Annotated in this window: 19 protein-coding genes and 1 pseudogene; 2 read left to right on the top strand and 18 right to left on the bottom strand. The window is 75.7% G+C overall.

The annotated features are described in order from the left end of the window. Nucleotides 1–69: 69 nt before the first annotated feature. Nucleotides 70–933 carry a 30S ribosomal protein S2 gene (gene rpsB / locus KPL59_RS10320; protein WP_060711374.1) on the bottom strand — a complete coding sequence of 288 codons (864 nt, stop codon included), beginning with the start codon at nucleotides 931–933 and terminating at the stop codon, nucleotides 70–72. A gap of 374 nt (nucleotides 934–1,307) precedes the next feature. Between rpsB and KPL59_RS10315 the strand changes: the two genes are divergently transcribed. After that, nucleotides 1,308–2,231: a M23 family metallopeptidase gene (locus KPL59_RS10315; protein ID WP_226360680.1), complete on the top strand. Its 924-nt coding sequence runs from the start codon at nucleotides 1,308–1,310 to the stop codon at nucleotides 2,229–2,231. Here KPL59_RS10315 and KPL59_RS10310 read toward each other — a convergent pair. The 10 genes from KPL59_RS10310 to trmD all read right to left on the bottom strand — a co-directional run bounded on the left by KPL59_RS10310 (nucleotide 2,188) and on the right by trmD (nucleotide 12,623). After that, nucleotides 2,188–3,231 (bottom strand): FliA/WhiG family RNA polymerase sigma factor, encoded by a 1,044-nt coding sequence (locus KPL59_RS10310; protein WP_226360679.1) that lies wholly within the window; start codon nucleotides 3,229–3,231, stop codon nucleotides 2,188–2,190. The genes KPL59_RS10315 and KPL59_RS10310 overlap by 44 nt on opposite strands. Beyond that, nucleotides 3,206–4,291 (bottom strand): tyrosine-type recombinase/integrase, encoded by a 1,086-nt coding sequence (locus KPL59_RS10305; RefSeq protein ID WP_226360678.1) that lies wholly within the window; start codon nucleotides 4,289–4,291, stop codon nucleotides 3,206–3,208. Before KPL59_RS10305 ends, KPL59_RS10310 begins: the two co-directional genes overlap by 26 nt. Nucleotides 4,292–4,322: 31 nt before the next feature. Continuing rightward, the gene (locus KPL59_RS10300; RefSeq protein WP_226360677.1) at nucleotides 4,323–5,552 is read right to left on the bottom strand and encodes a DNA-processing protein DprA; all 1,230 of its coding nucleotides are present in this window, start codon (nucleotides 5,550–5,552) and stop codon (nucleotides 4,323–4,325) included. Beyond that, nucleotides 5,549–7,063: a YifB family Mg chelatase-like AAA ATPase gene (locus KPL59_RS10295; protein WP_226360676.1), complete on the bottom strand. Its 1,515-nt coding sequence runs from the start codon at nucleotides 7,061–7,063 to the stop codon at nucleotides 5,549–5,551. The genes KPL59_RS10300 and KPL59_RS10295 overlap by 4 nt, the downstream gene beginning before the upstream one ends. Continuing rightward, entirely contained in the window at nucleotides 7,063–7,425 is a 363-nt protein-coding gene (locus KPL59_RS10290; RefSeq protein WP_226360675.1) for a YraN family protein, read from the bottom strand. Before KPL59_RS10290 ends, KPL59_RS10295 begins: the two co-directional genes overlap by 1 nt. Nucleotides 7,426–7,559: 134 nt before the next feature. Beyond that, on the bottom strand, nucleotides 7,560–7,883 hold the full coding sequence (locus KPL59_RS10285; RefSeq protein WP_020627284.1) for a DUF2469 domain-containing protein: 324 nt from the start codon (nucleotides 7,881–7,883) through the stop codon (nucleotides 7,560–7,562). Then, complete coding sequence (locus KPL59_RS10280) at nucleotides 7,880–8,650, bottom strand: ribonuclease HII (RefSeq protein WP_083908003.1); 771 nt, start codon at nucleotides 8,648–8,650, stop codon at nucleotides 7,880–7,882. Before KPL59_RS10280 ends, KPL59_RS10285 begins: the two co-directional genes overlap by 4 nt. 92 nt (nucleotides 8,651–8,742) lie before the next feature. Continuing rightward, nucleotides 8,743–11,037, bottom strand: a complete 2,295-nt coding sequence (gene lepB / locus KPL59_RS10275) for a signal peptidase I (protein WP_226360674.1) — start codon at nucleotides 11,035–11,037, stop codon at nucleotides 8,743–8,745. 42 nt (nucleotides 11,038–11,079) lie between these two features. Continuing rightward, nucleotides 11,080–11,436, bottom strand: coding sequence for a 50S ribosomal protein L19 (rplS, locus tag KPL59_RS10270; RefSeq protein WP_226360673.1), 357 nt, complete (start codon nucleotides 11,434–11,436; stop codon nucleotides 11,080–11,082). Nucleotides 11,437–11,846: 410 nt separating this feature from the next. After that, complete coding sequence (gene trmD, locus KPL59_RS10265; protein ID WP_020625236.1) at nucleotides 11,847–12,623, bottom strand: tRNA (guanosine(37)-N1)-methyltransferase TrmD; 777 nt, start codon at nucleotides 12,621–12,623, stop codon at nucleotides 11,847–11,849. A 50-nt stretch (nucleotides 12,624–12,673) separates the two neighbouring features. Between trmD and KPL59_RS10260 the strand changes: the two genes are divergently transcribed. Then, entirely contained in the window at nucleotides 12,674–13,432 is a 759-nt protein-coding gene (locus KPL59_RS10260; protein ID WP_226360672.1) for an MgtC/SapB family protein, read from the top strand. Between the two features lie 51 nt (nucleotides 13,433–13,483). Here the strand turns inward: KPL59_RS10260 and KPL59_RS10255 are convergent, their stop codons facing one another. From KPL59_RS10255 to KPL59_RS10225, 7 genes and pseudogenes are all read right to left on the bottom strand, one after another. Then, a complete protein-coding gene (locus KPL59_RS10255; RefSeq protein ID WP_226352922.1) occupies nucleotides 13,484–14,029 on the bottom strand; it encodes a Clp protease N-terminal domain-containing protein in 546 nt (181 codons plus the stop codon). 13 nt (nucleotides 14,030–14,042) lie between these two features. Beyond that, entirely contained in the window at nucleotides 14,043–14,258 is a 216-nt protein-coding gene (locus tag KPL59_RS10250; protein WP_020625233.1) for a helix-turn-helix domain-containing protein, read from the bottom strand. Nucleotides 14,259–14,355: 97 nt separating this feature from the next. Continuing rightward, on the bottom strand, nucleotides 14,356–14,907 hold the full coding sequence (rimM, locus tag KPL59_RS10245; RefSeq protein WP_226360671.1) for a ribosome maturation factor RimM: 552 nt from the start codon (nucleotides 14,905–14,907) through the stop codon (nucleotides 14,356–14,358). After that, nucleotides 14,904–15,134 (bottom strand): RNA-binding protein, encoded by a 231-nt coding sequence (locus tag KPL59_RS10240; protein WP_149663515.1) that lies wholly within the window; start codon nucleotides 15,132–15,134, stop codon nucleotides 14,904–14,906. Before KPL59_RS10240 ends, rimM begins: the two co-directional genes overlap by 4 nt. A 5-nt stretch (nucleotides 15,135–15,139) precedes the next feature. Continuing rightward, nucleotides 15,140–15,643: a 30S ribosomal protein S16 gene (gene rpsP / locus KPL59_RS10235; protein ID WP_020625230.1), complete on the bottom strand. Its 504-nt coding sequence runs from the start codon at nucleotides 15,641–15,643 to the stop codon at nucleotides 15,140–15,142. A gap of 147 nt (nucleotides 15,644–15,790) precedes the next feature. Next, nucleotides 15,791–16,813, bottom strand: coding sequence for a CPBP family intramembrane glutamic endopeptidase (locus tag KPL59_RS10230; protein WP_226360670.1), 1,023 nt, complete (start codon nucleotides 16,811–16,813; stop codon nucleotides 15,791–15,793). After that, nucleotides 16,810–17,079 (bottom strand): annotated as a pseudogene (locus KPL59_RS10225) (amidohydrolase family protein); the annotation flags it as partial. The pseudogene KPL59_RS10225 and the gene KPL59_RS10230, both read right to left, overlap by 4 nt.

Raw genomic sequence — 17,079 nt, 5'->3', positions numbered from 1 at the left:
CGTGACGGGAATGGGTCACCGGGTCGCACCGGGCGGGCCCACGGAAGCGGGCCCGCCCGGTGCGCGTACTCAGTTCTGGGTGCCGTTGCTGGTCGACGCCGGGGCGGTCGCAGCGGCCGCACCGTCGCCACCGGCGGCGGAGAGGCTGGCACCGTCGGAGCCGACCTCGTTGCCCGCCAGGACGTCCTGCTCCCACTCGGCGAGCGGCTGCTCGGCGGCGGCCTCGCCACCCTCGCCACGGCGCTGGCCACGGGAGACCAGACCGTCGGCGGCGGCCTTGGCGATGACCTTGGTCAGCAGCGCGGCCGAGCGGATCGCGTCGTCGTTGCCCGGGATCGGGAAGTCGACCTCGTCCGGGTCGCAGTTCGTGTCCAGGATGGAAACGACCGGGATCTTGAGCTTCCGGGCCTCGCCGACGGCGATGTGCTCCTTCTTGGTGTCCACGATCCAGACGGCGGACGGGACCTTGGACATGTCGCGAATACCGCCGAGGGTCTTCTCGAGCTTGTCCTTCTCACGGGTCAGCGTGAGGATCTCGCGCTTCGAGCGGCCCTCGAAGCCACCGTTCTGCTCCATCGCCTCGAGCTCCTTGAGGCGCTGCAGGCGACGGTGGACGGTCTGGAAGTTGGTGAGCATGCCGCCCAGCCAGCGCTGGTTGACGTACGGCATGTTGACCCGGGCCGCCTCCTCGGCGATGACCTCCTGGGCCTGCTTCTTGGTGCCGACGAACATGATCGTCCCGCCGTGCGCGACGGTCTCGCGCACGAACTCGTAGGCGCGGTCGATGTACGACAGCGTCTGCTGGAGGTCGATGATGTAGATGCCGTTGCGCTCGGTGAGGATGTAGCGCTTCATCTTCGGGTTCCAGCGACGGGTCTGGTGCCCGAAGTGCACGCCGCTGTCGAGCAGCTGCTTCATGGTGACGACGGCCATGGCCTGCGTTCACCTCTCGGTCGGGCGCGGCGGGTGCCGCGCAGGCGGTTCGTGGGCCCACCGGTCGGTGGACCACCCTGGCGCCCGCGGCGGAGCCGGACCCGCTCTCCCTGGCCACACGTGAGCGTGACGTCGGGATCGCAGGACCGCCCGGCCTCCGCTCCCGACGCCGTACCCTGGGGGAACGGCGCGACGGGCGAGCGGGCGCGCGAAGTCACCACGACGGACGTGGTGCGGGAACCAGTGTACGCCGGGGCCTCCGGGCCGATCGCGGCGGAGCCCGGTTCCGACGGCGGCTGTCCACAACCGGCCGGTACGTCCACAGGACGACGGTCCACCCCGGCGACGAGCGGTCGCCGCCGCAGGCTGGACGGGTGCCTCTGCCCGTCCCGTCCGCTCCCCCGCTCGACGACCTGCCCCGGAGCCCGCGCCCCGTGTCCCGCCCGCCGGGATGGCGGGCCGGGCTGCGGGCGGGGGCGGTGCTGCTCGCCGTGGTGGTGATCGGTGTCGCGCTCGTGCCGCCGGGGGCGGCGGTCGCTGCGCCCGTCGTCACAACGCCTGTCGCCGCCACGCCGCTGGTCGCCCCACCGCCGGTCGCTGCACGGCTGCCCGCCGAACCGGTGACCGCCGCACCGGTGACCGCCGCACCGCGCCGGGATCCGTCCCCCGGGACTGCCGGGCACTCTCCCGGGCCCGGCAGTGAGCCGGACACCGGCGGTGCGCCCGCTCCGGGCGGACCCCCGGACGGGGTCGGCCCCGCGCCCGCACCGCCGCGGCCACCCGGGGCGGGGATACCGGCACCGGGGGCGGACTACGCGTGGCCCCTGCTCCCGCCCCCGGCGGTCACGGCGGTGTTCCGCAAGCCCGCGTTCCGCTACGGCCGCGGGCACCGCGGCGCCGACCTGGCAGGTTCTCCCGGACAGGCGGTGCTCGTCGCGCGGGAGGGGGTCGTCGTGTTCGCCGGCCGGATCGCCGGGCGCGGCGTCGTCTCGGTCGACCACCCCGACGGGTTGCGGAGCACCTACGAGCCGGTGACCGCCGGCGTCGTGGCCGGGGCGCGGCTCACCGGGGGCGACCCGGTGGGGACGCTGGAACCCGGGCACACCGGGTGCCCGGTCGCGGCCTGCCTGCACTGGGGCGTGCGACGGGAGCGGCTCGACCACCTGGACCCGCTGGTGCTGCTGCGCCCTCCCCGGGTGCGGCTGCTGCCCTGGGAGGGGGCACCCGAGCCCACGGAGGTCACTCCGGCCCAGGTCAGCCCGCCAGCGCCGGCTCCAACGAGGCCCGCAGACGGGTGATCGTCCGGGCATGGAGCTGGCAGACCCGGGACTCGGTGACCCCGAGGATCCCGCCGATCTCGGCGAGTGTCCGGTTCTCGACGTAGTAGAGGTGCAGGACCAGCCGGTCCCGCTCCCCCAGCAGACCGATCGCGGCACGCAGCTCCGCCCCGGTCTCCCGCCGGACCGCAGCGGTCACCGGGTCCACCGAGTCGTCGGCCGCGAGCGTGGACAGCGGCGAGCCCGCGGGACCGCCCGCACCGAGGTCCTCGGCGCTGACCAGGTACATCGGCCGCCGGGCCTGACGGAGCTCGCGCACCGCGACACCCAGCTCCGCGGCGAGCTCCCCGTCGGTCGCGGGGCGTCCGGCCCGGAGCTGCACCGCCTCGCGGGCCCGCTCGACCTCGCGGCTGCGCGCCCGCACGGTGCGGGGGACCCAGTCCTGGGCGCGCAGCTCGTCGAGCATGGCCCCTCGGACGCGCTGGGCCGCATAGGCCTCGAAGCGGATCCTGCGGGCGGGGTCGAACCGGTCGACGGCCTCCATCAGGCCGAACGTCCCGGACTGGAGCAGGTCGGCCAGCTCGATCGACGACGGCAGCCGCACCGCCAGCTTGGTGCCCACGCCGCGTACCAGCGGGGCGTGGTGCTCGACCAGGCGCCGCCGAGCGGCGGGAGCGCGGGTGGCGAGGAACTCGCGCCACAGCGGCACGACCGCCGGCTCGACGGTCTCGTTCAGGTGACCTCGGACGCCGTCGGGCGTGTCGCGGGGCGACCGGCCCGTCGACGGGACCAGCGCGATGCACCCCGGGGCGACGTCCGCCGGCGGTTGCCCGGAGGTGGCGTCGAGAGGACCGCGACGCGGGGACCCGGGTGGGTCGGGGACCGGTCCGAGAACGGCCGCTCGGGGTGTGTCGGCCCCCGCGGCCACCCGGTCGAGGGCCGTGGCCAGGGCGGCGGGGAACGCGTCGGGCCGGCGCGGTGTCGTCGGGGACACCTCACGCCCGAGGGTGCGCCTGGTCATGAACCACCTTCAACCGGTCGACGGTCACGTGCGTGTAGAGCTGCGTGGTCGACAGCGTAGCGTGACCGAGTAACTCCTGTACGTAACGAAGGTCGGCTCCGCCCTCGAGCAGATGGGTCGCCGCGGCGTGTCGCAGACCGTGCGGCCCGACGTCGGGGACGCCCGGTACCGCCCGGATCGCGCGGTGCACGACGGTCCGGGCGACGCGCGGGTCCAGCCGCCCGCCCCGCACGCCCAGCAGCAGTGCCGGCGGCGACGACGGGGTCGCCAACGCCGGTCGGCCGTGGTCGAGCCAGCGGCGCAGGGCGCGCGCGGCGGGGACCCCGAACACCACGGTCCGTTCCCGGTCGCCCTTGCCCCGGACCCGCAACGTACGGGCGGACTCGTCGACCGCACCGACGTCGAGACCGCACAGCTCGGCGACCCGGATCCCGGTCGCGTAGAGGAGTTCGAGGACCAGCAGGTCGCGCAGGGCCTCCGGGGCGTCCTCCGCCGCACCCGAGGTCACCGCGTCCAGCACCGCCGCGGTCTCCGCCGCGGCGGGTACCTCCGGCAGGACGGTGCCCGCGCGCGGTGACCCGAGCCGGGCCGCCGGGTCGTGGTCGAGCCGCCCGGTGCGCACCGCCCAGGCGCAGAACGTACGGGCCGCGGCGGTGCGCCGCGCGACGGTGGCCCGCCCGGCGCCGGCGGCGTGCGTCGCGCCGAGCCGCCGACGCAGGTGGTCCAGGTCGAGCGCGCCGAGCCCGGGGAGACCACGGAGCAGGTCGGTGAGGTCCGAGCGGTAGCCGCGGACGGTGTGCGGCGAGCGGTTCCGCTCGAGGCGCAGGTGCCCGGTGAACTCCTCGATCGCGGCGGCGACGTCCGGGGCGAGCCCGTCACCGGTGGCGGTCCGGTCGCCTGCAGCACGAGCCCCCGCCCGGTCCGCGGGCGGGCCGTCGGCCTCGGTCCGGGTCCGGTCGTCGGGACGCGCGGCCGCGCCGGGGCCCGGCTCGGCTGCGGGATCGGAGGACGCCGCGGGACCGGAGGGCGCCGCGGGACCGGAGGACTCTGTGCGCGCCATGCCCGGACGGTCCGCCGCCGAGGGCCGCCGGTCAAGGACCCGCCCGGCGTGCCGGGCGCTGCCACAGCCCCTGGTGGTACTCGGCGAGCCCACGGTCCTCCAGCTCGGTCAGCGCCGCGCGCAGCTCGTCGGGGCCGACGCCCGCGGCCTCGCCGATCCGTCCCGGCGGCCACGCGGCCCGGGCGGGCAGCGCGTCGTGGACCGCGAGCACCCGCGGGTCGAGCCCGTCGGTCGGGCGGGACTCCCCCTGCGGGGGCAGGGCGAGGTCCACGCCCAGCCGGCCGACGACCTCCAGGACGTCCTCGGGCCGCCCGACGAGGCCCGCCTGGTGCGAGCGGACCAGCTCGTGGCAGCCGACCGACATCCCCGACGTGACCGGGCCCGGCACCGCCATCAGCGGGCGCCCGAGCGCGGTCGCGTCGGCGGCGGTCCGTTTCGTCCCGCTGCGCGCCCCGGCCTCGACGACGAGGGTCCCGACCCCGAGTGCGGCCAGCAGCCGGTTGCGGACCAGGAACCGCAGCCGGCCGGGGATCGTGCCGGGCGGGTACTCGGTGAGCACCAGACCGGTCGCGGCGATCCGTTCCAGGAGACCGGTGTGCGCGGCCGGGTAGACCCGGTCCGGGCCACAGGCCAGGACCGCGACCGTCGCACCGTCGACGGCGAGGGCACCCCGGTGCGCGGCCGCGTCGATGCCGAACGCGGCGCCGGACAGGACTGCGACGCCGCGCCGGGCCAGCGTCGCGGAGAAGTCCGCGGCCACGCCCAACCCGTACGGGGTCGCGGCGCGCGAGCCGACGACGGTGACCGACCGGTCGGCGAGCGTCGCGATCTCCCCCGGCCCGCGGGCCCACAGCGCGATCGGGGGCGCGAGGTCGGCCCGCGGGGCCTCGGCGAACGACCGGAACGGCCACGACGGCCACCCCGGGTCCTCCGGCACGAGCAGGCGGGCCCCGGCGTGGGCGGCCTCCTCCAGGTCGGCCTCGGACCGGTCGGTGCCCCGCCGGGCCGCGGCGGCGCGCAGCAGCTCGTCGGGGACCGCGCCGCGACGCAGCCGGTCGGCCGCCTCGACCGGCCCGTACCGGTCGACCAGCGCGACGAGGTGCCGGTTCGGGGGTTCGACGCAGCGCATCAGGTAGGCGCGGGCGCGCAGGACCTCCTCGGGCACCCTGCCGACGCCCTTGCCGATGTCGGTCCCCCGGGCGATGTCGGTGCCCCGGCCGATGTCGGTGCCCGTGCCGGCGGCCGGGCCCGGGGCGCTCACGCGGCACCCCGCTCGCGGAAGTACAGCGCCGCGTCGACCAGACCGCGGTCGGGCCGGTCGGCCCCGGCGAGGTCGCTGAGCGTCCACGCGACCCGTAGCGCGCGGTCCGCGCCACGGGCGCTGAGGTCACCGGCGCGCAACCGTGCCTCCAGCGGTGCGATCACGCGGGCGGGCAGCGGGAAGCGGGTCCGCAGGGCGGGGCCGGGCACCTCGGCGTTGCACCGCCACCCGTGCTCCGACCACCGTGCGACGGCGGCGGCGCGCGCGTCGAGCACCCGGCGGCGGACGGTCGCGGTGTCCTCGCCACGCTGCTCGGTCACCCGCAGCGCGGTCACCGGCTCCATCGCCACCCGCAGGTCGACCCGGTCGAGCAGCGGACCGGACAGCCGGGACAGGTAGCGGCGGCGGACGTCGGGGCGGCAGGTGCAGTCACGGTCGATCGGCGGGGCGCACGGGCACGGGTTCGCCGCGAGGACGAGCTGGAAGCGGGCCGGATAGCGCACGGTGCCGTCGGCGCGGGACAGCCGGACCTCGCCCTCCTCCAGCGGGGTGCGCAGTCCGTCGAGGACCGAGGCGGGCCAGTGCGGGCACTCGTCGAGGAACAGCACCCCGCGGTGGGCCAGCGACACCGCACCGGGCCGGGCGACGCCGCTGCCCCCGCCGAGCAGTGCCGCCGTCGACGCCGAGTGGTGCGGCGCGACGAACGGCGCGCACGTGCTGAGCGCCCCGGTGTCGCCGAGCCGCCCGGCCACCGAGCGGATCGCGGCGAGCTGCAGCGCCTCGGAGCGGTCGAGCTCGGGCAGCAGCCCCACGACACGCTGGGCGAGCATCGTCTTGCCGGTGCCGGGCGGGCCGACCATCAGCAGGTGGTGCCCGCCCGCGGCGGCGATCTCCAGGGCGCGCCGGGCGTCGTGCTGGCCGAGCACGTCGGCCAGCTCGGGGGCCACGGCGGCCGGGGCCTCCTCCGGTCCGCCGTCGTGCCGGTGCAGCAGCCGGTTGCCCGCCGCCCAGTCCAGGACGTCGCCGAGGCTGTCGGCGCCGAACGCCTCGATGCCGTCGACCAGCGCGGCCTCGGCGAGCGTGGCGCGGGGCACGACGGCGCGGATCATCCCGGCGTCCCGCGCGGCGAGCAGGCAGGGCAGCACGCCGCGCACCGGGCGCAGCCTGCCGTCGAGAGCGAGCTCGCCGAGCAGCACGGTGCCGCGCAGCCGGTCGGGCGGCACCGCGTCCGCGGCGACCAGGACGCCGAGCGCCAGTGCGAGATCGAAGCGGCTGCCGGTCTTGCGCAGTGTCGCCGGGGAGAGGGCGAGCACGATCCGCTCGTTGGGCCAGGTGCGGCCGGAGTGCACGATCGCGGACCGCACCCGGTCCTTGGACTCGTTGAGCGCGGCGTCGGGCAGGCCGACGAGGTGCACGCCGGGCATCCCACCGCCGATGACCGCCTCGATCTCGACGGGGACGCCGTCGACGCCGTGCAGCGCGACCGACCAGATGCGTGCCGGGGGCCGCATCAGAACGCCGCCGGGTAGTGGGTGAGGGTGACCGGCCGGCCGGGTCGGATCAGGACCGCCACGACGTCGAACCTGATCTCGACCCAGCTGACCCGGTGGGCGGCCATGAACGCCTTCGCCAGCATCCGGATCCGGCGTGTCTTGCGGGGGGTCACCGCCTCGGCGGGTTCGCCGTAGCGGAGACCGGAACGGGTCTTGACCTCGCAGAAGACCAGCCGTCGCTCCGGGTCGACCGCGACGATGTCGATCTCGCCGTGCGTGCACCGCCAGTTGCGGCTGAGCACGACCATCCCGTGTGCCCGTTCGAGGTACTCGGCGGCGGTGTCCTCACCGCGGCGCCCGAGTTCGTCCTTCGCTGCCATGGGTCCACGATCGGGCCGGATGGGCCCGTCGCGGGGGTGGATCGGCCGGCTGTGGACGGATCCGACGGTTGTGGACGGGCACCGTCGGCCGCGCGGCCGGGACGGCGGAACCGTCGGTGGGGTCTGCTACCCGCTCAGCCCGGGAACTGGTCGTCGTCGGGGAGCCGCAGGTCCGGGGTGTCGAGCTCCTCGATGTTGACGTCCTTGAACGTCACGACCCGCACGTTCTTGACGAACCGCGCCGGGCGGTACATGTCCCACACCCACGCGTCGGACATGCGCACCTCGAAGTAGACCTCGCCGTCGGCGTTGCGCGGGGCGACGTCGACGGAGTTGGCCAGGTAGAACCGGCGCTCCGTCTCCACGACGTAGGAGAACTGGGCGACGATGTCGCGGTACTCCTTGTAGAGCGTGAGCTCCATCTCGGTCTCGTACTTCTCGAGATCCTCGGCGCTCACCGGCCCGCTCCTCCTGTGACGATCTCCAACGGCTCCCACGCCCCGACCGTGTCCCCCGGGTCTCCGGGGTCGGGTTCCTGCTCGGGGAGCGCCCCATTGTGGACCAGCCCCGCCGGGGCCTCGCGCCCGGCCACCGCGGCGACGTTCGCGAAGGAGAACCGGTGCTCCGGACAGGGCCCGTGTGCGCGCAGCGCGGCCTCGTGGTCCGGGGTGTTGTAGCCCTTGTGCACGGCGAAGCCGTAGCGGTCGTGCTCGGCGTCGAGTGCGGTCATGATGCGGTCCCGGGTCACCTTGGCCAGCACCGACGCCGCCGCGATGCAGGCCGCCACCCGGTCGCCCTTCGGCACCGCGAGGGCCGGGCTGCCGAAGCCGCGGACCGGGAAGCCGTCGGTCAGGACGTAGCCGGGCGTGACCGTGGTCAGCGCGGCCACCGCGCGACGCATGCCCTCGATGTTGGCCACGTGCACCCCGCGGCGGTCGACCTCCGCCGCCGGGATCACGACGACGGCGTGGTCCAGCGCCCGGGCCCGGATGCGGTCGTACCAGTGGTCACGGGCGGCCGGGGTCAGCAGCTTCGAGTCGGTCAGCCCGTCGAGGGCCTTCGCGTCCGCGGGCCGCAGCACCGCCGCGGCGACGACCAGCGGTCCGGCGCTGGCACCGCGACCGGCCTCGTCGACGCCGGCGACCGGGCCGAGCCCGTGGCGTTGCAGGACCGTCTGCAGGGTCCAGGTGCCGCCGTCGCGGACGACGGCACGCGGCGGACGCAGCCCGTCGGGCAGGACCCGTACGGGGCGTCGGCGGGCACGCGGCCGTCCGGCGGGACGGGCGCGAGTGGGCGGAACCGGCACGGTGCTCCCGGTCAGGTTCTCCGGCGCCACCCGTGCGGGGGGCGCGTCGCGGGCAGGAACCGCTCGGCCTCGGCGCGGGCGAGCAGGGCCCGTCGGCGGCCGGCCGCGAGCGGCAGTGTCCCCATGATTCCCAGTGCCAGCGGCAGACCGTCGGGCAGCCCCGGCAGCCCGGCCGCGTCGGCCGTGGTCTGCGGGTCGACCGCACTGACCCAGCCGAACCGGTCGAAGGGCAGCACGATCAGCCGGACCTTGCCGATGATGTTGGCCTCGGGGATGGGGCCGTGCCCCGCCGCCCGGGAGTCCGCGGAGTTGTTCCGCGAGTCGCCCATCATCCAGTACTGGCCCTCGGGGACGGTGATCGGCCCGAACGGGATCTGCCGGGCCGGCCCCGCCTCGGGCAGGTAGTAGATGTAGGGCTCCGTCAGAGGCTGCCCGTCGACGACGACCTGGTTGAGCGCGTCGCAGCAGGAGACGGTCTGGCCCCCCACGGCGATGACCCGCTTGACGAAGTCCTTCTCGTCCGGCGGGGCGATCCCGACCAGCGAGCCGAGCGTCTGCATGCCCTTGACCAGCGGGTTCTCGCTGCCCTCGCCGCTGTAGGTCTCGCTGGCCCAGCCGTCGGTGCCGCGGAAGACCACGATGTCGCCCGGACTGATGTCGGTGAAGTTGTAGGTGACCTTGTCGACGAGCACCCGGTCGTTGTTGCAGCCGGTGCAGCCGTGCAGCGTCGTCTCCATCGAGCCCGACGGGATGACGTAGACCTTCGCGAGGAAGGTCTGGATGAGGACCGTCAGCAGGATGGCGACCCCGGCCAGCAGCAGGATCTCCTTCCAGAACGCCGTCTTGGGCTTCTCCTCGCCCGCGGCGGCCGCGGCGGAACCGCGACCGGTGAGCGCGGCGATCCGGCCGCCGATGCCGACGGGGCGGTTGCGGCGTGCGGCGCGTCCACCCGTGGCGCGCTCCGGCTCGTCCGTCCCGTCATCCGGCTCGGCAGGGATCTCGGCGGGGTTCTCGTCGGGCTCCTCGGGCGGTTCCGGCGACGCGGCCGCCGGACGGCGGCGTCGGGGGGGCCGCGGCGGCACATCGGAGCCGGGGTACGGGACGGCGGCGGTCTCCGGGTCGGCGCCGGGGTCGACGTCGTCACCGGCCGGGGCCGCGGCAGCGCGGGTACGCCGCGGGTCGGCCTCGGTCGGCACCCGGCGGCGCGTGGTCGCGTCGGCGTCCGGCGGGACGGGGCGACGTGTGGTCGGGACGCCGTCGACCGGCGGCGGGACGGGACGGCGCGACGGCGGGACGGCGCCGTCGGCGAGCGGCCCGGCGGGGCGGCGGCCGGCGCGCGGAGCGGACCGCTCGGGACCGCCGAACGCACCGGTGCCGTCCGGCTGACCGGGGGCGGCTCCGTCGGGGCGCTGGTCCGGGTGGGCGCCGTTGGTGTACTCGCCGGACGGGCCGCGCAGCGGCGGGCGACCGGCCCCACGACCACGCGGGTCGGGGCGGCCGTACCCGTCGGGCGCGTGGTCCTCGGGGGAACGGCCCTCCGGCCGGCCGTTGCGACGAGGTGCCCCGGGGCCGCGGACGGGCGGGGCGGCGTTCGGCTCGAACCCGGCAGGACGGCTCGGGTCGAACCCCGCGGCACGGTTCGGATCGAACCCCGCAGTACGGCTCGTGTCGAGACCGGCGGCGCTGTTCGGGTCGTACCCGGCGGCGCGACGACCGTGCCCGCCGTCGGAAAGGGGCTGGTCGGGGGCCGGGCGGATGCCGTGGCGGCCGGCGCCCTCGGGGCGTCCGGCCGGCGATGCCGGGTACCGGGGGTCCGGGGCGTGCTCCGGGCGACTGCCGGGAGGTGGCCACGACCTGCCGTTCGGTGCGGCGCCGGCCTCGGGGCCGTCGGGCCGGTTCAGCCGGGCCGCGTAGCGGGCCTGCAGCGTGTCCGGACCCTCGGTGGCCGGGGCGGCCGCGTCGACGTCGTGCCGACCGGAGCGCCCGGCGGCGAGCTCGTCGAACCCGTTGCGGTAGCGACGTCCACGGGGGCCTGCGCCGTCGGCGCCGTCCTCCGGGCCCGTGTGCCGGGTACGGACCCCGCGCGGTGCGCCCTCGGGCTCACCGTCCGCGGAGCCGTCCCGGACGGGCACCCCGTGCTGCAACGCGGTGCCGAGCAGCCACTGCTGCTCGTCACCACCCGGTTCGCCACCGGTCTGCGGCGGGTCCTCGGGGGCCCGCCGCCGACCGGGGCGCTCGGGGACATCGCTGCCGCGATACCGCCGGGGGCGGGCCCGGCGGTCGTCGGGGAGCTCGGGGAAGGCCACGCTTCGAGATTACGTCACCGGTCCGTCACGACTGGGTGACGGTCAGGACGCGGTGGTCTCCCGGCGCTCCTTGATCTTCGCGGCCTTGCCGCGGAGGTCGCGGAGGTAGTACAGCTTCGCCCGGCGGACGTCACCGCGGGTGGCGACCTCGATCTTCTCGATGTTCGGCGTGTGCACCGGGAAGGTGCGCTCGACGCCGACGCCGAACGAGATCTTGCGCACGGTGAAGGTCTCGCGGGCACCCGAGCCGTGGCGACGGATGACGACGCCCTGGAAGATCTGGGTACGGGTGCGGTTGCCCTCGGTGACCTTCACGTGCACCTTGAGGGTGTCCCCGGGGCGGAAGTTCGGGATGTCGGAGCGCAGGGTCTCCGCGTCCAGTGCGTCCAGGGTGTTCATGTCGACGGTCCGTCCTCGTGTGTCGTTCGTGCGGGTCGTGCGGTGCCGGTCCCGGGTCGATCCGGGATCGCGCCCGGGCCACGGGGCGGTCGTGCCGTACTGGCGACGACGCTCCTCACGTGGCGGGCTCGGTACGGCCGGCACCACCGGCGGGACCGGGGGCACACGTGACCGTCACCGGGCGCCACACGCGGCGCTGGCAACCCGTCCATAGTGCCAGACGGGCAGATCGCCCCGGACACCCGGTGGTCCGGGGCCTCCGGGAACGGCTCCGCGGGGCCGGTCGTACCGGACGCACCGGGCACCGCCGGTCGCCGGTGGGGGCCCGCCGGGCGACGGCCGGACGGTCCCCCGCACGGCCCTGGGCCGGCCCCGCGGTGCCGGGCCGGGGACGCGACCGGCGGGAACGCTCAGCCGGTGGGGCCGTCGGCGTCGTCGTCGGGGCGCCCGGCGGCGAGCACCGCGCGGTCGGCGGCGTCCAGGGCGTCCGGTCCGAGCGCGTCGAGCAGGTCGGGGCGCCGGTCCCGGGTCCGTTCCAGGGCCCGGTCGCGGCGCCAGCGGGCGATCGCGGCGTGGTTCCCGCCGCGGAGCACCTCCGGCACGGCCAGCCCCCGCCACACCTCGGGACGGGTGTAGGACGGGCCTTCGAGCAACCCGTCGGAGAAGGAGTCCTCGGCGGCCGAGCGCGGGTTGCCCAGCACACCGGGCAGCAGCCGGGCGACGGCCTCGACCATCACCAACACCGCGACCTCCCCGCCGACGAGCACGTAGTCCCCGATCGAGACCTCGTCGACGGTGATGCCGCGGGCCCGGGCGTCGAGCAGCACACGCTCGTCGATGCCCTCGTAGCGGCCGCAGGCGAACACCAGCCGCTCCTCGGCGGCCCAGGCGTGCGCGGTGGCCTGGGTGAACGGCCGCCCGGCCGGGGTGGGGACGACCAGCCGGGCGGGCAGGTCCGGGGTGGCCAGCACGTCGTCGAGGGCCTCGCCCCACACCTGGGGGCGCATGACCATGCCCGGCCCGCCGCCGTACGGGGAGTCGTCGACGGCCTGGTGCACGTCGTGGGTCCAGTCCCGCAGGTCGTGCACGGCGACGTCCAGCAGCCCGCGGTCGATCGCCCGCCCCAGCAGTGCCTCGCGCAACGGTTGCAGGTAGGACGGGAAGATGGTCACGACGTCGATCCGCACGGCGCGGATCGTCGCAGGCGCCCGTCCCCCCGCCCCGAAGGAGGTCGCGCATGTCGGAATCCTGGACCGAGCCGCTCTGGTCGACGGCGGCGCAGTGGAGCCTGCTGCCGCCGGTGCTGCTCGCCCTGCTGCTGACGACGGCGATCGGTCTGGAACGCGAGGCCGGGGCGAAGAGCGCCGGACTGCGCACGCACGTGCTGGTCGGCGCCGGCGCGGCGGTGTTCATGGTCATCTCGAAGTACGGCTTCGCCGATCTGCTCACGACCGAGCACGTCGCGCTGGACCCGTCCCGGATCGCGGCGCAGATCGTGTCCGGGATCGGGTTCATCGGCGCCGGGCTGATCTTCGTCCGGCAGGACGTGGTGCGCGGGCTCACCACCGCGGCCACGATCTGGCTGGCCGCCGCGGTCGGGACGGCGTGCGGCGCGGGCCTGGCCCCGCTGGCCGTCCTGGCGACGGCGGCGCACTTCCTGGTCACCCGCGGTCTGCAGCCGGTGGCGCGGGTGGTGCGGCGGCACCGTCGTCGCCCGCCGGTGCTGCGGATCCGCTACGACGACGGCCACGGCGTGCTCCGCCGGGTCCTGGAGCGCTGCACCGCGGCCGGCTTCTCGGTCGCCGGGGTGTCGGTGCACCGCGGCTCCCACACCGACGACGGCGGCCGGGTCGCCGCGCTCACCCTGCGGCTCGACGGCCGGGGCGACCTGAACGGGCTGGCCGCGGCGCTGTCGGAGACCGACGGGGTGCGCTCGGCCCAGACCCGGGTGGACCCGACGGAGGACCCGGACGACCCGGACCGCGCCGACGACTGAGCGGCGACGACTCGAGCGCGGAAGCCCGGGCGCGGGACTCGGCCAGGTGGCTCAGCCGGCCCGGCGGGGCCGCCGCCGTTCCACGGTTTCCCGGGTGCCGTACAGCGTCACCCCGCACCGGTCGAGCACCTGTGAGGCCGCGGTGTCCGGGTGCAGCAGCCCGAGCAGGACGTGCTCGGTCCCGATGAACCGGTCGCCCAGCCGGACCGCCTCGCGCAGCGCCAGCTCGAGCGCCTTCTTCGACGACTTCTCGAACGGGATGTGCCCGGCCCGCCACCGCTCGCGCCGCGGTCGGTCGAGCGCGCCGGGGCCGAAGCCCGCCTCGACCGCGTTCCGGACGGCGTCGAGGTCGATGCCCAGGGTGGCGAGGGCGTCGGCGTCGCGGGCGGGCGGGCCGTCCACCCGGTCGAGTTCCTCGGTGACGGTACGGGCGTCGACGCCGGCCGCGGAGAGGATCTCCTCCCCCGGCGTACCGGGGCAACGCAGGACCCCGAGCAGCAGGTGCTCCGGCCCGATCCGCCCCGCGTGCCTCGTCCGCGCGATCTCCTGGGCCAGGACGACGACCCTGCGGGCCTCGTCGGTGAACCGTTCGAACATGTGCGTCTCCCCTCTAGAGGCCGAGCCGGCGGTACTTCTTGTGCACCGCCTGCCGGCTGATCCGCAGCGCGTCGGCGATCTGCTGCCAGGACCATCCCTGGTCGCGGGCGTTGGTGACCTGCAACTCCTCCAGGGACTCCTGCAGCTCGCGCAGGGCCACCACCGCCCGCAGCCCCACGGCCGGGTCCGTGCTGGACGCCGCCGCGGCCACCGCCGTCGCATCGCTCATGGTGTCAATGTAGGTTGACAAAGCACTCGCTGTCAACCTTGGTTGACACCGGCGCCGCGAGAACGGCCCGGCACCACGAGAGGGTGCCGGGCCGCGATCAGTCCTGGGGGTCGAGCAGCCCGTCGGGCGGGTCGAGGACCACGCGTCCCCCCGCCAGGTCGACGGTGGGCACGATCGCCTCGACGAACGGGACGAGCGCCTCGTGTCCGGCGGGCCGGGTGACGACCAGCAGGGACCCGCCGGGCCCGTGCACGACGTCGGAGACGGTGCCCGCCGTGGTCCCGTCCGCCAGCTCGGCCCGCAGGCCGGTCAGCTGGTGGACGTGGAACTCCTCCGGGTCCTCCGGCTCGGCGAGCGCGGAGGTCGGCAGCCTGAGCTGGACCCCGCGCAGGGCCTCGGCGGCGTCGCGGTCGGCGACGCCCTCGAAGAACACGAGCCAGCGACCCGAGTGGGCACGCGCACCGGTGACGGTGAGCGGCCCGGGACCCGCGCCGCGGGTCCGGTGGCCCTGCAGGACGGCACCGGGCGCGAAACGCGTGCGCGGGTCGTCGGTGCGGGGCTCGACCACGACCTCACCCCGCAGACCGTGTATACGCACGACGACGCCGACCAGGACCTGGCCGGCGTCGTCGGGTGCGGAACTCGTCACCGGTCGGTGTCGACGACGTCGACGCGCACGCCGCGACCGCCCACACCACCGATGACGTTGCGCAGGGCGGTGGCGGTGCGGCCACCCCGGCCGATCACCTTCCCGAGGTCGTCGGGGTGCACCCGGACCTCGAGGATCCGACCGCGACGCCCGGTGACCAGGTCCACCCGGACGTCGTCGGGGTGGTCGACGATGCCGCGCACGAGGTGCTCGAGCGCGTCCGCCATGAGAGTCACGACTGGGTCGACTCGGTGGCCGGCGCGGCCGCGTCCTTGGTCGCGTCGGCGACGTCGTCGCTCTTCGTCGCGGCCTCGGCCGGGGCGGCGTCAGCGGTCTTGCCGGCGCGGTCGCCACCCTTCTTCTTCGGGGTGGTGGCCGCGGTGGTCGGCTCCTCGTTCGCCGCAGCCAGCGCCTCGTTGAAGCGGGCCAGCTTGTCGACCTTCTCGGCCTGCGGCTTCAGGGTGCCCTCGGTGCCCGGCAGGCCCTTGAACTTCTGCCAGTCGCCGGTGATCTCGAGCAGGTTCTGCACCGACTCGGTCGGCTGCGCGCCGACGCCCAGCCAGTACTGCGCACGGTCCGAGTCGATCTCGATCAGGCTCGGCTCGTTCTTCGGGTGGTACTTGCCGATCGTCTCGATGGCCCGGCCGTTGCGGCGCGTACGGGAGTCCGCGACGACGACGCGGTAGTACGGCTGACGGATCTTGCCCAGACGCATCAGCTTGATCTTGACGGCCACGCTGTGGTGCTCCTCGCGAATGTCGATTCGTGCTGCGATGAGTCAGCCTGCCTCGCGTGGGGTTACGGGCTCGCTCACTCGTAGGTGTCGGCCGTGGCAGGTAGAGGGCCGGCCACGGACCCGATCGGCCATTCTGCCAGACGTCGTTCAGACCGCGGGAAAGGCCCCGACCAGCATGAGGGCCAGGGCCAGCCCTGGCAGGAAGTTGTTGACCGCGTGCGCCACGATCCCGGCGGTGACGCGGCCGGTCAGCAGCCGTGCGATCCCCAACGGCAGCGCGACGACGAACAGCAGCGGCGCACGCAGGAACTCCAGGTGGGCCAGGGCGAACACCGCCGTGGTCAGCACGAACACGACCCAGCGGTTGCCGATCCAGTGGGCGACGGCGTTCCACAGCAGGCCGCGGTAGACGATCTCCTCGCAGACCGGCGCGATCACGACGACGCCGACCATCACGGCCAGCGCGACCGGCCACGTCGTGCGGATGCCCTCGAAGGCGACGCCGACCGAGGTCGTGAGGTCCGGGCCGACCAGGTAGAGGTAGGCCAGCGCGGCGGGGATCGTCACGAACAGCCCGGCGACGCCGATCAGCAGCCCGATGCCGACGTCCTCCCAGCGGAACTGCAGGCCCAGGTCGGCGACGGGGCCGCTGCCGAACACCCGGGTCCAGACGACGCAGGTGAGCGCGGCCAGGATCGTCGGGACGACGATCGCGAGCAGGACCTCCTGTGCCGAGTCGACCTCCCCCAGACCCACGGCCAGCAGGAACGACGAGCCGAGGAACACGATCTCGACCACGAGGAACGCGAGCAGCCCGCGGAACGGGCGAGGTGGGGGCGGGGACGGCTCGATCCCGAACAGCCCGCGCCGCGGCGGCGGACCGTACGGCGCACCCGGGCCGAGCTGCCCGGGTCCACCCGGCCCCCAGGGCGCCGGGCCACCCGGTCCGTACGGCGTCGACCCACCCGGGCCGTACGGTCCGGGCCCGCCTGCGCCGTTCGGCCCGGGCCCGCCCGGCCACCCGGTGGGCGGCGGTCCGGCGGGCGACGACGGTCCGGCGGGCGACGATCCGGCGGGCGACGGTGCCGCGGCCCCGGACGGGCTGGAGCCGTCCGGGTCGTCGGCGGAGGCTCCGCGTGATCCCCGCGGCGAACCGGGCGAACTGCTCATGCCCCCGTTGATACCCGACGTCCGCGGATCAGGACCACCGACGGGGCCCGCAGCACGCCGAGATCCCCCCGCGGGTCACGGTCGTACACGACCAGGTCGGCCGGCGCACCGGGCGTCGGACCGGCCGGGCGCCCCAGCCAGGACCGCGCCGCCCAGCTCGCCGCCCCGATCGGGTCCGGATGCCCGGCGCGGGCGAGCTCGGCGATCTCGTCGGCGATCCGGCCGTGCCGGATGCCGCCGCCGGCGTCGGTGCCCGCGTAGACCGG

It is taken from the genome of Pseudonocardia sp. ICBG1142, assembly GCF_020496255.1.
Classification (GTDB): Bacteria; Actinomycetota; Actinomycetes; order Mycobacteriales; family Pseudonocardiaceae; genus Pseudonocardia.
This window is presented reverse-complemented; position numbering and strand designations above follow the sequence as displayed.

What these genes read in the sequence shown, in the direction of transcription:
- KPL59_RS10240 (WP_149663515.1), bottom strand. Translation starts at nt 15,134, where the DNA reads ATGGCGGACGCGCTCGAGCACCTCGTGCGCGGCATCGTCGACCACCCC.
- KPL59_RS10295 (WP_226360676.1), bottom strand. Translation starts at nt 7,063, where the DNA reads ATGCGGCCCCCGGCACGCATCTGGTCGGTCGCGCTGCACGGCGTCGAC.
- rplS (WP_226360673.1), bottom strand. Translation starts at nt 11,436, where the DNA reads ATGAACACCCTGGACGCACTGGACGCGGAGACCCTGCGCTCCGACATC.
- KPL59_RS10260 (WP_226360672.1), top strand. Translation starts at nt 12,674, where the DNA reads ATGTCGGAATCCTGGACCGAGCCGCTCTGGTCGACGGCGGCGCAGTGG.
- KPL59_RS10255 (WP_226352922.1), bottom strand. Translation starts at nt 14,029, where the DNA reads ATGTTCGAACGGTTCACCGACGAGGCCCGCAGGGTCGTCGTCCTGGCC.
- KPL59_RS10250 (WP_020625233.1), bottom strand. Translation starts at nt 14,258, where the DNA reads ATGAGCGATGCGACGGCGGTGGCCGCGGCGGCGTCCAGCACGGACCCG.
- KPL59_RS10310 (WP_226360679.1), bottom strand. Translation starts at nt 3,231, where the DNA reads ATGACCAGGCGCACCCTCGGGCGTGAGGTGTCCCCGACGACACCGCGC.
- rpsB (WP_060711374.1), bottom strand. Translation starts at nt 933, where the DNA reads ATGGCCGTCGTCACCATGAAGCAGCTGCTCGACAGCGGCGTGCACTTC.
- KPL59_RS10290 (WP_226360675.1), bottom strand. Translation starts at nt 7,425, where the DNA reads ATGGCAGCGAAGGACGAACTCGGGCGCCGCGGTGAGGACACCGCCGCC.
- KPL59_RS10230 (WP_226360670.1), bottom strand. Translation starts at nt 16,813, where the DNA reads ATGAGCAGTTCGCCCGGTTCGCCGCGGGGATCACGCGGAGCCTCCGCC.
- KPL59_RS10305 (WP_226360678.1), bottom strand. Translation starts at nt 4,291, where the DNA reads ATGGCGCGCACAGAGTCCTCCGGTCCCGCGGCGCCCTCCGGTCCCGCG.